Raw genomic sequence first — 12,689 nt, 5'->3', positions numbered from 1 at the left:
TTGTTTTTTCTAATAGCCGGTAATGCTATTGACGTTGTTACAGGGTCTGTTTCGTGGCCCGAAGTCCCAGGTAACAGAGAACATCAAACAATTATACCAGTCTTTATTCTTCCAAATACTACTGTCTATTTCGTACGGATCATCCAATTCATCGACTCCTTCCAGCCCGTCTCCTAAGAGTTTGTGGACCGAGAACTCAAGTCCCAGATTGATCCTGTTCTTAATTTTATATTTCAACCCGACGCCGATCGGAATATTCGCACTGGCCAATGTCTTGTTCCCGCCTGGCGCAACCGTAACCCCCAACCCCAACAAGATGTAAGGTGTCAGGCGTTTCGTGTTCAGGTAAGCGAACTGGTCGCTATACGGGAAAAAATTAAACTCGGCCTGTCCGCCCAATTCGATCAGGTTTCGGCTGAACGAAAGGGGTCCCTCAAACGGGAACGCATTGTCGAGCCCGGATGTGTTGCCAGAAACCCGAGCCCACATCAGGTCCGCTTTAATTGCCCATCGGAAGTTTGCGTTATACCGAAAAACACCTCCGAAAGCCGGATTTATCCCTTTAAAGGCGGATGTCTTATTGGCATCACCCATATAGGTACTCATGCCTGCCATGCCGCCGATCTCATATTTATATTCCTGCGCCCGAAGCGTCGGGAATATGCCTGCGAGAAGGATTATCAGGAGGATACGTTGAAAAAAAGTTGAAGTCATACGTTTGCTGTTATATACCACACTTCTTTTTTAACGTTCAAAACCTCTCAAAATTATGCAAGAACATGTAAAACCACAGAATTACGAGATCTTTCCGCGTCGGGAAAGCACTCATTTCAGATCATAGACCAACCGGTTGATCCGGCCGCGCCAGATCTCCTGCATCACATTACCGCGGGAAGACATCTTGCCTCCGATAATGTTCAGGTACTGATCATCGCCGACAATCAACGTGCCGAATCCTCTCTCCCGGTACACTTCCGGTAAGATAATCATCGAGTCCACTCTGGCCCAGCTCACGCCTTTGTCTATGGTTTCATAAATATCTTTATACGCTTTTCCTGCGGCGTCGATACCGCCGATCAGGTATATCTTATCGTCGTACGCTTTCACCATCGGTCCTTCCATCCGCTCGAAATAGTGTGCGTTTTCATCCGTCAATAAAGCCCAGCTCTTCCCGTCGAGGGTTGCCCACGCACTGTTTACCAGTTGGTTGTCCGCCGTACGTCCGCCCACGATCATGAGATACTCATGGTACATGGAGTAGAAATTCTCATAGCCGAAACCGGTCAGCGGGAATCCGGCAGGCACCTCGTCGCCGACCGCCCATTGCTGATTCTCATCCATGGCCGAGAAGTGGAGTGTTCCGTTCTCCTCAACGATCGTAGCCAGGACGGAGCCCTGGTATTCTTCTTCGTTTATTCCACCGATAAGATAGGATACGTGCGGGGTGTTGCGGACGGCTTTCCATTGTTGTCCGTCGGTCGATTGGTAAAGCGTCCCGATGGCGGAGGGTACGTATAGTACGCCTTCATATTCACGCAGTTGGGGAATATAAATCTGGCCGGGAGGTAGCCCTTCCAGCGGTATTTCGGTCCACTTCGCCAGGTTGTTCGCGGGCGCATAATAGAGGCGGTAGGGTAGGTCCGTACCGGCAGGTTCTCCATACAGGAAATAACATTCTTGTCCCTGATAGGTATGGTGAACAACCCTTTGCTCTTTCATGGTCTGTGCCGTCAGGTTCGTAGCATATAACGACCATTCCATGGTATCGGGCACCAACTGGTGGATGTTGATTTTCGTTTCGTAGGTCTTCGACACCGTACCGTCGTAAGCCCAGACGACAAAACGCACCGGCTGGGAGAAATCCAATGAATCGGAGGCGTTCCATTCGATGGTGTCACCCACGGCTTCCTGCATGACCTGAATCGAAGATACGGCCGAAGAGTTGGCATATTGGATCGTGCAGACGGCTTTGCCCATCACTGTTCCATACGGAAGCGAGTCTATATTGAAAATAAGACCGCTCAACTGGTCGATTGTAAACTTTACATTCGACAGCTCTGTAATCGAATCGTTCGCCAGGGTGAAAGAAGCGATCTGACAATTCCTGGCTAATTCATACTCGTATGAATAATTATCATCCCCCAGACAAGAAGACATCAACCAAACCAAGCATCCAGTAATTAATACGAATAATTTACTTTTCATCCAAACTAAGTTTCTTGCATATAAAGCCACAAAAGTAGAAACATTTTTTGCTTTATACCTAATTCTCTGCAATATTTATAGAATTTTAGGGTCCGGATCAGCCATAGACGCCTTTATTATTGGAAAAATCAGCCGATTTTTCCCCTATTTTTTCGACGCGTATAAATGCCTGTATTTAAGTGCATTGCCGGGAGTAGTTATTTGTTGATAATTGTCAACAAATGTGTTGACGGTTATCAACAAGTGAATACTCCCCCGGAGAAGAAAATATACTCCGGTTAGAAATTATGCGTATAGGATAGGATGGTATCGCCGGTATCCGGGAGCTTTTGGGAGCCGGTGAGGGTATAAGGCGATACGGACCGGCAGATCTCAGGCGCTTTCACTCCTTCGTGCAGGTGGCGGGCGACCACTTCGACGCGGGCTTCATCCCAAAGGCCTTCGGACAGAAAGCTTTGCAACAACCGGGAGCCGCCTTCGACCAACAGGGAATTCAGCTTTTCTTCTTTCAGGTAATCCAGGATCTGTTGCGCGACGGACCGGGTTGGGTGGAGTGGAATATAGGTGATATTTTTGCTGTTTTGTACTTCCCGCGAGGTAAAGACTACGGTCGGGATCATTCCGTCGAGTAGGTGGTAGTGCGAGGGAATGCGTAAGTGGCGGTCGATCGTAAGCCTGACCGGTGAAGGCCCTGCCCAATGGCGAACCGAGAGCGAAGGATTGTCGAGTAATGCCGTGCGCGTGCCGACTAAGATCGCCGACACTTCGGACCGGAGTTTATGTACCTGCCGGCGTGACTCAGGCGACGACAGGACGACGGGCGCAACGGAATAGTCGTCGCGGTGGCGGTCGATAAATCCATCGGCGCTTTGGGCCCATTTTAATATAATGTAAGGACGTCCTTTTTCCTGAAAAGTCATAAACGCTTTATTGAGCTCCCGGCATTCGGCTTCCAGGATACCGGTTGTCACTTCGACTCCGGCTTTGAGCAGCATACGCACGCCTCTGCCGGATACTTCGGGAAACGGATCGAGGCAGCCGACCACAACGCGGGCGATCTGTTTGCGGATGATCAGCTCGGCGCAGGGGGGTGTCTTGCCGTAGTGCGAGCAAGGTTCGAGGTTGACATATAAGGTGGAATCTTTGAATAGCGATTCGTCGCGAACGGAAGCGATGGCGTTTACTTCGGCATGGGGCTCGCCCAGGCGGCGATGGAAGCCTTCTCCGATAACCTTTCCTTTATGTACGATCACGGCACCTACCATGGGATTGGGTGCGGTGAATCCTTTCCCCTTTTGCGCCAGCTCGATGCAGCGCGCCATGTAAAAACTATGGTCTTTGTTCATTTCCTTTAATAATTCAAGGCAATATTAAGAAGAAAAAACGATAAAAACGAATAGGGCCGGTTTATTCGGGAAGAAACTATTATTTTTGTGAGGCATGAAAGAGATACAAGACCATATCAGAGGAACACTCAAAAACCTTTACGCTGCCGAAGAAACGGAAAGTCTGATGCGGATCATCCTGGAGCATGTCTGTAGAAAGCCGTATTCGCGGATCCTGATCGATGGCATTCACCCCTTCAGCCCGCAGCAGCAGGAACAAATCCATCGGATAGTCGACCGCTTGCTCCTGGCCGAACCCATCCAATACGTATTGGGCGAGGCTTTCTTTTATAACCATACTTTCCGGGTCGATAACCATACGTTGATCCCCCGTCCCGAGACGGAGGAACTTGTCGGTTTGATCCTTTCGGATTATACGGCGAAAAAAGAATGCCGGATCCTGGACGTCGGCACCGGTAGCGGGTGTATCGCGCTTTCTCTGGCGAAACATCTCCCGCAGGCGCAGGTGGTGGCGTTGGATATCTCTGCCGGAGCGCTCGAGGTGGCCCGGGAGAATGCCCGTTTGCTGGACGTCGGGAATGTGTCTTTCGTGCTGGCGGATATCCTGGCTGCGTGCGACTGGCCGACGCTGTTGGGCGGGGCGTTCGATTGTATGGTGAGTAACCCCCCTTATATATTAATGGAAGAGCAGGCGGCGATGGACCGGAATGTGTTGGACTACGAACCGGCCGGTGCTCTGTTCGTGCCGGATGATGATCCGTTATTGTTCTACCGCGCGATCGCCGCCCTGGGGCGCGCTTTGATCCGACCGGGTGGCGGCCTTTATTTTGAGATCAATGCCAGGTATGGTCCTGAACTGGTTGCATTATTAAAACAGATGGATTATCAAGAGATCGAATTGATCCGTGACCTTGCCGGCAAAGACCGGATTATAAAAGCCAAACGATGAAACAGTTGACTGAAGCCGAAATGCTGCACAAGGCAGCCGCCTATTGTTCTGCCGCCGAACGGTGTCGGCAGGAAGTGGAGAAAAAGATTGTCGCGGCAGGATTCCCGCCGGACGTGACGGAGCGTATCCTGGAGCGGTTGGTTCGGGAGAAGTTTATCGACGAAGTGCGGTTTTGCCGGAGCTTCGTGCACGATAAATTGCGGTTTAATAAATGGGGACGTATACGGATCGGCTATGAACTGCGGATGAAACGTATCCCGAACCCCCTGATTGCCGACGCCCTGGATGAGATAGACGAAGAACTCTATCTCCATATGCTGCAAACGCTCCTGAAAGACAAAAAGAAAACAGTCAGGGGAAAGGACAACCGGGATACCTTTTATAAACTACTTCGTTATGCCGCCGGACGTGGTTTTGAAAATGAATTGATCCTAAAATGTTTACATCAATCGGGCTATGATGAAGAGGCAGATCGTGAAGATATGGACTGATGTCCTTAATCTGTTCTACCCCAACCTTTGTCTTCTGTGCGAAACGGCGTTGGTCGAAGGGGAGCAGCAGGTCTGCGCCCGCTGCCTGTGTGGCCTGTCGTATACCGGCTTTTCGGACCTGTCGGATAATCCGGTAGCTCATCTGCTGATTGATAAGGAGCGGTTGGTTTTAGCAACAGGCTATCTCCGTTTCGAACAAGGCGGCGGGGTACGGCGGTTGATTCATGCGCTGAAGTATTACGGCAATAAAAAGCTGGGTTATGTTTTGGGGCGATATGCCGCACGGGAGTTGCTTCATACGGATCCTTCATTCGGTGAGGCTGACGTATTACTGCCTGTTCCGCTTCACCCCCGCAAATACCGGAAGAGAGGGTATAATCAGTCGGAATGGATTGCGCGGGGAATGGCTTCGGTCTTGCAGATCCCGGTCTGTACGACTGCCGTTCGCAGAGATATTATGACGGAAAGTCAGACGGGCAAGATCGGCTATAGCCGCTGGGAAAATGTGGCCGCCGTCTTTTCCGTTTCCGATCCGGACCGGCTCAAAGGGAAGTATGTCTTATTGGTCGACGATGTGATCACGACAGGGGCGACAGCCGGCGCTTGCATCGATGCTCTTTCATCTGTGGAAGGAATAAAAATCAGCTTTTTCACCTTGGCTGTGGCCTTACAGTGACTTCCGCCTTCCGTCTTCCGCCGGATGTCTTCTGCAAAATAAACGTTAATGCGTAATGCATTGACGTTTATTTTATCTACTTTTGTTGGCTGACATAATATTTACTATTTGGTATGAAAACACTTGAAAGACTAGTTGCTGAGAAATTATTAAAGATTAAGGCTGTCAAATTGCAACCTGCAAACCCTTTTACCTGGGCTTCCGGGTGGAAGTCTCCCATTTACTGCGATAACCGGAAGACACTTTCTTACCCGGAAGTGCGTACGTTTATCAAATTGGAGCTGGCCCGTGTAATCAGTGAAAAGTATGAGAATGTAGATGCTATCGCCGGAGTTGCCACAGGAGCTATCGCACAGGGTGCGTTGGTGGCCGACCTGTTGGGACTGCCTTTTGTATATATCCGTGCCACCCCGAAAGACCACGGCTTGGAAAACCTGATCGAAGGAGAACTGAAACCGGGATCGAAAGTGGTTGTGATCGAAGATCTTGTTTCAACCGGTGGCAGTAGCCTTAAGGCGGTACAGGCCGTACGCAATTTCGGCTGTGACGTGATCGGTATGGTGGCTATCTTTACCCACGGTTTCCCGGTGGCTGAAAAACAATTCAAAGAAGCACAGGTTACCCTGACCACCTTAAGCAATTACGACGCGGTGATTGAGATCGCTGTCGAAACAGACTATATCGATCAGTCTGAAATCGCTACCTTGCAGGAATGGCGGAAAGATCCGGCCAACTGGAAGCCCTGATTTAAATAAACCTAATTAAGAATGACTGAATTTGTAAGCGAGACGAAACAAGTCCCGTACAATGATGATCGTATCTTCGCGATGCTATCCGATCTCTCCAACCTGGAAAAGGTGAAGGATCGCATCCCGCAAGATAAGATCAAAGATTTTGAATTTGATAGCGACTCCTGCAGTCTTACCGTTGATCCGGTGGGGAAAGTCACGTTTCATATCGTGGAGCGGGAACCCAACAAAACAATCAAGTTTACGACAACGAACTCGCCGGTTCCTCTCTTTTTGTGGATACAATTGAAGCAGGTGGAAATAGGGGATACCCGGATGCGCCTGACGGTGCGTGCCGATCTGAGCCCCTTCCTCAAACCGATGGTCTCTAAACCGCTGACTGAAGGCTTGGAGAAAATCGCGGAGGTATTGGCGAAGCTACCTTATTAATTGATAATTGACAATTAAAAGTGAATATCGCAGACGACTCTTCTGCTCTAATTAACAATTAATCATTAATCATTAATCATTAATCATTAGTCCATGAAGCTTTGGGAAAAGAATGTCCGGGTGGATAAAGCGGTGGAAGCTTTCACCGTCGGGAAAGACCGGGAGATGGATCTTTATCTGGCGAAATACGATGTGTTGGGTTCAATGGCCCATATCCGTATGCTGGAAAGTATCGGTCTGTTGCAAAAAGACGAACTCGACCGCTTGTGTGCTGAACTGAGGAATATCTACGCCATCGCCGATCGCGGACAATTTGTGATCGAAGACGGCATTGAAGATGTGCATTCGCAGGTAGAGCTATTGTTGACCCGTCGCCTGGGCGATGTGGGCAAGAAGATCCATAGCGGGCGTTCGCGCAACGACCAGGTATTGCTGGACCTGAAGCTCTTTACCCGGGCACAGATCCGCGAGCTGACGGAGCTGACGGCTGAACTGTTTCAGGTGTTGATTTCCCGGAGCGATCGCTATAAAGACGTGTTGATGCCCGGTTATACCCATCTGCAGGTGGCGATGCCTTCCTCTTTCGGGCTTTGGTTTGGCGCGTATGCCGAAAGCCTGGTCGACGATCTGCAACTGATGCAGGCAGCGTATAAGATAACCAATCGCAACCCCCTGGGATCGGCTGCCGGATACGGCTCCTCTTTCCCGTTGAACCGCGAGATGACCACGCAACTATTGGGTTTCGACTCCATGGATTACAATGTGGTCTACGCCCAGATGGGCCGGGGAAAGATGGAACGGACTGTCGCTTTTGCTATGGCAGGCATTGCCGGAACACTGTCCAAATTGGCATACGATGCCTGTTTGTTCAATAGCCAGAACTTCGGCTTTATCAAATTGCCCGATCAGTTTACGACCGGCTCCAGCATTATGCCCCATAAGAAAAATCCGGACGTGTTCGAACTAACACGGGCCAAATGCAATAAGATCCAGGGCTTGCCCCAACAGATCACATTGATCACCAACAATCTCCCTTCCGGTTACTTCCGCGATCTGCAGATCATCAAAGAAGTGTTCCTGCCCGCTTTCGATGAACTGAAAGACTGCCTGCGCATGGTCACTTTTATGATGCAGGAGGTGGAAGTCAATGAACATATTCTGGATGATCCGAAATATGCTCTTCTTTTTAGCGTTGAAGAAGTAAACCGCCGCGTATGGGAAGGTATGCCTTTCCGTGATGCCTATAAAGACGTAGGGCTGGCGATCGAAGCCGGAACGTTTGTGCCGGATAAGACCGTTAACCACACCCATGAAGGCAGTATCGGGAATCTTTGCAACGAACACATCAACCTGTTGATGCAACATGTCCTGGATGGTTTCTCCTTTGAAAAAGCGGTCGGTGCGGAAAATGAATTAATAAACGGATGAAATGAAACGTTTTTGGTGTTGCCTGGTGGTGTTGTTGATCGTTTCGTGCACGAAAACGGAAGAGGCTCGGATTCCTCTTCAACGGGTTTATCTGGAATTGGATCTGACGTTTGAGGATAAAGAACTCCTGAATCTGACCTTCTCCAAAACTTATATACGTGGCACCTCCAACCTTTCCGAGAAGGAATACACCGGCTTCGGCGGCGTCTATGTGTATTACAGCCCGCAAGGATATTACGTGGCCTACGACCTGGCCTGTCCCGTTGAAGCGGTCGCCTCTACGCGCATCAAGATCGAAAAGCAAGGCGACGCCCACGCCATCTGCCCGCAATGCAAAACAAAGTACGACCTGGAATCCGGCTATCCCTTGGAAGGCATAGGCACCTACCGCCTGCAACCCTATATCATCTCTCGCCCGAGCGCTTCCAAATTGATTGTCCGGAATTAATTTTCGGGATAAAGATTTGCACAAATAAAAGATTTATCTACCTTTGCACACGCAAATGCGAAAGTAGCTCAGTTGGTAGAGCATAACCTTGCCAAGGTTAGGGTCGCGGGTTCGAATCCCGTCTTTCGCTCATCTCTTGATGAGAAAGGGATGCTCGGATGGTGGAATCGGTAGACACGAAGGACTTAAAATCCTTTGGCCATTGCGGCTGTGCGGGTTCAAGTCCCGCTCCGAGTACAGCGAGCAAAAATACGAATCGCAAACATATTGTTATACAATGGTTTGCGATTTTTGTATTTTATAATTGCACAACATTTGCACAACTCCCACATTGGAGATGCTTAAATAATGGATGATATGCGATAATGTCTTGTCGTATATCAATTGTCGTATATCAAAGAATACAAGAATATTTGTCAGGTTGTAAGTTTGTTGGTATATTTGTCGCAGGCAACAACCTAAAATGGAACAGTATAAATGGGAAGTTTGGATAATATAAAAACAGAAAGCACTAACTATGGCGATAATACTATCACGACTGTAATGATACAGACGAGCAGTTACACAGCTATAGCTGAGCAAATAGATTCTGATGGTGAGTATAATTTACATCAAGTTTATGTAGCATCATCTGGTAATGGAATTATGGACTTTCTTACTGGAGAGAAATACAAAGAAGCCTTAAATATGCTTATTACTGCTGTTAATAACAGAACAATTGAGCGTAATTATTTTAAGTTGTATTGTGATCTTCTGGATGGAATCATAAGTGAAGGCGATTTTGGAAAGGAAATAGAAGAGAATGAGTCAGAATACGTTATAGATGAATCAGAGGAGCCTTCTGTGGAAAAGTTAAAACTAGCTATAGCTTTGTCTGATAAGCTCAAAAATGTGGATAGCGTCACTGATTTGTCCGCTTTATTCTCTTTTAATCCTGAAAGTCTAAACAGCTTAGTTCGATTGTAATGGCAAAACATGTAAGAGAAGGTGATTCTATAGCAGCGGATCATGCTGATGGAGATACCCGAGATTTCAAATGGAAAAGACTGGTAAAGCACCCGGTCGTAGGGAAAATAATGACCTTATATGAATGTGATAGAAACTCATATATGCAAATTGTAAAGGTTTACAGCGGTGATACTGAACATCTGAAAGGTTGTTACTGCGATTTGGGCGATGAATTGAACGCTGATGCTATTACTATTTATGTGGATGCTATTCCAAGGATTAAGCCTAAGATTATAAACAAGTCTCACAGGCACAAAGCACAGGAATTTAAGATCAGAAATAAGTGTTTTGGTACTATAAAAACCCCATTAGATACTTTGAGGAAATTTTTAAGTTTGCCGGCTCTAGAAGATCAAAAAAAATTAAAATAATAATATAAGCAATATGGATGTCGAACTTTTCACATTGTGTGACTTTGCACAAATAAATCAGGAGAAATTTACCATTGTAGGTACGTTTAATTCCCTGTTCCCTCAAGTCTTCCCCTTTAGATATAGTTCTTTCTACGTAGCTTGCAGAATTCGTCTTGAAAAAGGGGAGGAAGGTGATAAGGCATTTTCGTTTTCCATTAGAGAAAATAAACCAAATGGGAAAGATCTGATAACACCGGTAAAGGGAGATATTCATGTCGTCCCTGATGATAATATTGATGCTTATATTTCTAATTTCGTATTATCATTTAACAATATCGAATTCACGGAGCCTGCACATTATAATGTTGTTTTTGAATGTTGTGGATTTAAAAAAACCATTCCTCTTTTTGTGAAAAAAACGTCATTATAATTTGCAAATCTTGCTACAACTTACGAAAAGCTGTTAATCGACAGCTTTTTTTGTTTATAGGCGGCACGAATCACCCCGAAAAGCTGCAAGCAAATGGAGGAGTAAAACATCAGTGCTTTTGCAATAAAGACCAATATATTAAACCTCATACACTTGAGGTTTAAGTAAGCCCTTTTTGTATATGGCTATAAATAAGGAGAATTTATAGTAATAATTTCAGCAAAAGTTCCATGGCATATTCTGAATCCAACAAGTCATATTCCGTTAGATCGTAACATATCCTCTCTTCTTCCATTTCAAATTCTTTGGGAATAAACATCTCATGCCTAACTACCCATAAATCTCCGATTTGAGTTAGCCTCTCCAGAAAGTCTTCATACTTCCAATCGTTGATAGCCTTTAAGGCTTCTTGCTGTTTAGAAAATGAAAGTAACCACCATACGCTACCGTAAATAGTTTCAAGAAATTGCCTCCCTCTTAATATGTACAGTTCATCTCTATTATCTAGGATGTATAGGGTGCAACGCTTGAAGTCATTCTTGCTTTTCACTAGCACAACTTTCTTGCAACTACCCGTTGAACTGGTGCATTTATAATATTTGGAGCTTTCACGAGTAGGTTGAAGATTGGGCATATTGATTTGCTTTGGCTTTTCTGTTAAGACTGCTCTATCAATGCAAATATTGAATTCGCCAAAAGCAAAAGCCGCAATAGAACGGGGAGGGTAATAGAAGACTATCCCACAATCTGCTATATAGATATCTTCTGAAACAAAGAATTCATCGACCAATATACCCTTCTGCTCTAACTCCTCTTTTGAAGAAGCTCCTTGCTGCCTCATAAGAGCATCCAGCAGTATAGGATATATCTTGTCTTTAGACTCACCGGGAAATATATCGGTAAATTTTAGTTGCTTGTTTTTGTCAAGGTCATAGGTGAAGTATTTGTGACCATAATACCCATGCATAGCTCCCAGGTTATACCCTTCTATCGCTATACTAAACGTGATAATATTATCTTTACTGAATATTCTTTTTATATCAATAATCTCCTCTTCATACCATGTGGCTGGAAACTCTCCGTCATTATAGTCATCAGAAAACTGACTACACCAATCTTCTATCTCCTTTTGCTTCTTATCAAGTTCATTTGCGGCATATTCATCCAGAGCCTCCTGAGGCGAGGTTGTAGGTTTGTAGGCCTTTCCTAAGCAAACGCTTAACAATTCACTTTGCAGCTTTGATAGGTCATAACCCTTGTAGCTGTAAGGAAACTCAATAGATACCTTACTACGTGCATAGGGGTTATTATCTTTTTGCCTGAATAGCCATGTCTTGTCAGAAGTATAGGCTTTGAAGATTTCTTTGTCTTTTTGTACAACTTGTGATTCATTTGTTCTAGCCTCGTTTGCCTCTTTCAAAACCTCAAAATCCTGTTTGTCTATTATGAGAAACAAAGCCAAGCCACACAGCCCAAATACAAGAACCGATAAAACTATGATTAACCATAGGTTAGATTTTTTCTTTGGAGCAGGCTTCACGATTTTAGGGTCTTTCCTCTCACCTGATATGTTTATTGGTTCTCTCCGGTATGAACCTCTTTGGTTTATGTTCATGGTGATTGAATTTATAGTTGGTTACCTGAGTATAATTTGTCGTTGTACCTATTTATGGATATGGCTCCCCATATAAAGCACGCTATTGCCCATATAACACTCCAAAAAATCCAAATGATATAAGAAATGCTTCCACCTAAAAGTATGTCCATAAAAGGAACTATTAGGTATTCACTATATAGGTAGACTGTTAAGGCAATGCTGCAAATGTATGCGAGTGCAATTATAAAGAACCCCGAAATAGAAGAATACAATAAACCAAACACACCAAAGAAAAGGATAAGGAAGAATTGTAGTAGAAGGCTCTTAGGAGAGCGAACCACGATGTAGTTTGGCGTCTGGCTTATGTAATTATTAACTACGACAGGTTGAGGAGAACCATGTCCTTCTCTTTGAACCTGAGCGGGCGGTCTATTAGAATAAATCTGCATTTGTCCCGGTACGTCTAAACGTGCATAACAATATACGCATTCTTTTCTCCAATCTCCGTTTACAGACCCACATTCTGGGCACTTAATCATTGTCTCTCCCATTGTCTCTTTCTTTTAATATTTCGTTATTA

Annotated in this window: 14 protein-coding genes and 2 tRNA genes; 12 read left to right on the top strand and 4 right to left on the bottom strand. The window is 45.8% G+C overall.

What is annotated here, in order from left to right; translation table 11 throughout:
• Window positions 1-9: 9 nt before the first annotated feature.
• From M2133_RS03400 to ribD, 3 genes are all read right to left on the bottom strand, one after another.
• Complete coding sequence (locus M2133_RS03400; protein WP_277464562.1) at window positions 10-714, bottom strand: DUF6089 family protein; 705 nt, start codon at window positions 712-714, stop codon at window positions 10-12.
• Window positions 715-825: 111 nt separating this feature from the next.
• A complete protein-coding gene (locus M2133_RS03395) occupies window positions 826-2,205 on the bottom strand; it encodes a DUF6242 domain-containing protein (protein WP_277464561.1) in 1,380 nt (459 codons plus the stop codon).
• A 278-nt stretch (window positions 2,206-2,483) separates the two neighbouring features.
• Entirely contained in the window at window positions 2,484-3,551 is a 1,068-nt protein-coding gene (gene ribD, locus M2133_RS03390; protein WP_277464560.1) for a bifunctional diaminohydroxyphosphoribosylaminopyrimidine deaminase/5-amino-6-(5-phosphoribosylamino)uracil reductase RibD, read from the bottom strand.
• Window positions 3,552-3,645: 94 nt separating this feature from the next.
• On the opposite strand from ribD, the gene prmC reads away from it, so the two are divergent.
• The 12 genes from prmC (at window position 3,646) to M2133_RS03330 (ending at window position 10,512) form a co-directional block, all read left to right on the top strand.
• On the top strand, window positions 3,646-4,500 hold the full coding sequence (gene prmC, locus M2133_RS03385) for a peptide chain release factor N(5)-glutamine methyltransferase (protein ID WP_277464559.1): 855 nt from the start codon (window positions 3,646-3,648) through the stop codon (window positions 4,498-4,500).
• A complete protein-coding gene (locus tag M2133_RS03380; RefSeq protein WP_277464557.1) occupies window positions 4,497-4,991 on the top strand; it encodes a regulatory protein RecX in 495 nt (164 codons plus the stop codon). The genes prmC and M2133_RS03380 overlap by 4 nt, the downstream gene beginning before the upstream one ends.
• Window positions 4,957-5,667: a phosphoribosyltransferase family protein gene (locus M2133_RS03375; RefSeq protein WP_277464556.1), complete on the top strand. Its 711-nt coding sequence runs from the start codon at window positions 4,957-4,959 to the stop codon at window positions 5,665-5,667. Before M2133_RS03380 ends, M2133_RS03375 begins: the two co-directional genes overlap by 35 nt.
• A gap of 113 nt (window positions 5,668-5,780) precedes the next feature.
• Entirely contained in the window at window positions 5,781-6,413 is a 633-nt protein-coding gene (pyrE, locus tag M2133_RS03370) for an orotate phosphoribosyltransferase (RefSeq protein ID WP_277464555.1), read from the top strand.
• Between the two features lie 21 nt (window positions 6,414-6,434).
• Window positions 6,435-6,845 (top strand): SRPBCC family protein, encoded by a 411-nt coding sequence (locus tag M2133_RS03365; protein ID WP_277464554.1) that lies wholly within the window; start codon window positions 6,435-6,437, stop codon window positions 6,843-6,845.
• A gap of 93 nt (window positions 6,846-6,938) precedes the next feature.
• A complete protein-coding gene (argH, locus tag M2133_RS03360; protein WP_277464553.1) occupies window positions 6,939-8,273 on the top strand; it encodes an argininosuccinate lyase in 1,335 nt (444 codons plus the stop codon).
• 1 nt (window position 8,274) lies between these two features.
• Window positions 8,275-8,721, top strand: a complete 447-nt coding sequence (locus tag M2133_RS03355) for a hypothetical protein (protein WP_277464552.1) — start codon at window positions 8,275-8,277, stop codon at window positions 8,719-8,721.
• Between the two features lie 57 nt (window positions 8,722-8,778).
• A tRNA-Gly gene (locus M2133_RS03350) sits at window positions 8,779-8,851 on the top strand.
• A 22-nt stretch (window positions 8,852-8,873) separates the two neighbouring features.
• Window positions 8,874-8,958: transfer RNA gene (locus tag M2133_RS03345), tRNA-Leu, on the top strand.
• A 240-nt stretch (window positions 8,959-9,198) separates the two neighbouring features.
• A complete protein-coding gene (locus M2133_RS03340) occupies window positions 9,199-9,687 on the top strand; it encodes a hypothetical protein (protein WP_277464551.1) in 489 nt (162 codons plus the stop codon).
• Window positions 9,687-10,100, top strand: coding sequence for a hypothetical protein (locus M2133_RS03335; protein WP_277464550.1), 414 nt, complete (start codon window positions 9,687-9,689; stop codon window positions 10,098-10,100). Before M2133_RS03340 ends, M2133_RS03335 begins: the two co-directional genes overlap by 1 nt.
• Before the next feature lie 13 nt (window positions 10,101-10,113).
• Window positions 10,114-10,512, top strand: a complete 399-nt coding sequence (locus tag M2133_RS03330) for a hypothetical protein (protein ID WP_277464549.1) — start codon at window positions 10,114-10,116, stop codon at window positions 10,510-10,512.
• Between the two features lie 202 nt (window positions 10,513-10,714).
• Here M2133_RS03330 and M2133_RS03325 read toward each other — a convergent pair whose 3' ends face one another.
• Window positions 10,715-12,127, bottom strand: coding sequence for an RsiV family protein (locus tag M2133_RS03325; RefSeq protein WP_277464548.1), 1,413 nt, complete (start codon window positions 12,125-12,127; stop codon window positions 10,715-10,717).
• Window positions 12,128-12,689 lie beyond the last annotated feature (562 nt).

This window comes from Parabacteroides sp. PF5-6 (genome assembly GCF_029504695.1).
Classification (GTDB): Bacteria; Bacteroidota; Bacteroidia; order Bacteroidales; family Tannerellaceae; genus QVMG01.
This window is presented reverse-complemented; position numbering and strand designations above follow the sequence as displayed.

What these genes read in the sequence shown, in the direction of transcription:
- M2133_RS03400 (WP_277464562.1), bottom strand. Translation starts at nt 714, where the DNA reads ATGACTTCAACTTTTTTTCAACGTATCCTCCTGATAATCCTTCTCGCA.
- M2133_RS03395 (WP_277464561.1), bottom strand. Translation starts at nt 2,205, where the DNA reads ATGAAAAGTAAATTATTCGTATTAATTACTGGATGCTTGGTTTGGTTG.
- ribD (WP_277464560.1), bottom strand. Translation starts at nt 3,551, where the DNA reads ATGAACAAAGACCATAGTTTTTACATGGCGCGCTGCATCGAGCTGGCG.
- prmC (WP_277464559.1), top strand. Translation starts at nt 3,646, where the DNA reads ATGAAAGAGATACAAGACCATATCAGAGGAACACTCAAAAACCTTTAC.
- M2133_RS03380 (WP_277464557.1), top strand. Translation starts at nt 4,497, where the DNA reads ATGAAACAGTTGACTGAAGCCGAAATGCTGCACAAGGCAGCCGCCTAT.
- M2133_RS03375 (WP_277464556.1), top strand. Translation starts at nt 4,957, where the DNA reads ATGATGAAGAGGCAGATCGTGAAGATATGGACTGATGTCCTTAATCTG.
- pyrE (WP_277464555.1), top strand. Translation starts at nt 5,781, where the DNA reads ATGAAAACACTTGAAAGACTAGTTGCTGAGAAATTATTAAAGATTAAG.
- M2133_RS03365 (WP_277464554.1), top strand. Translation starts at nt 6,435, where the DNA reads ATGACTGAATTTGTAAGCGAGACGAAACAAGTCCCGTACAATGATGAT.
- argH (WP_277464553.1), top strand. Translation starts at nt 6,939, where the DNA reads ATGAAGCTTTGGGAAAAGAATGTCCGGGTGGATAAAGCGGTGGAAGCT.
- M2133_RS03355 (WP_277464552.1), top strand. Translation starts at nt 8,275, where the DNA reads ATGAAACGTTTTTGGTGTTGCCTGGTGGTGTTGTTGATCGTTTCGTGC.
- M2133_RS03340 (WP_277464551.1), top strand. Translation starts at nt 9,199, where the DNA reads ATGGGAAGTTTGGATAATATAAAAACAGAAAGCACTAACTATGGCGAT.
- M2133_RS03335 (WP_277464550.1), top strand. Translation starts at nt 9,687, where the DNA reads ATGGCAAAACATGTAAGAGAAGGTGATTCTATAGCAGCGGATCATGCT.
- M2133_RS03330 (WP_277464549.1), top strand. Translation starts at nt 10,114, where the DNA reads ATGGATGTCGAACTTTTCACATTGTGTGACTTTGCACAAATAAATCAG.
- M2133_RS03325 (WP_277464548.1), bottom strand. Translation starts at nt 12,127, where the DNA reads ATGAACATAAACCAAAGAGGTTCATACCGGAGAGAACCAATAAACATA.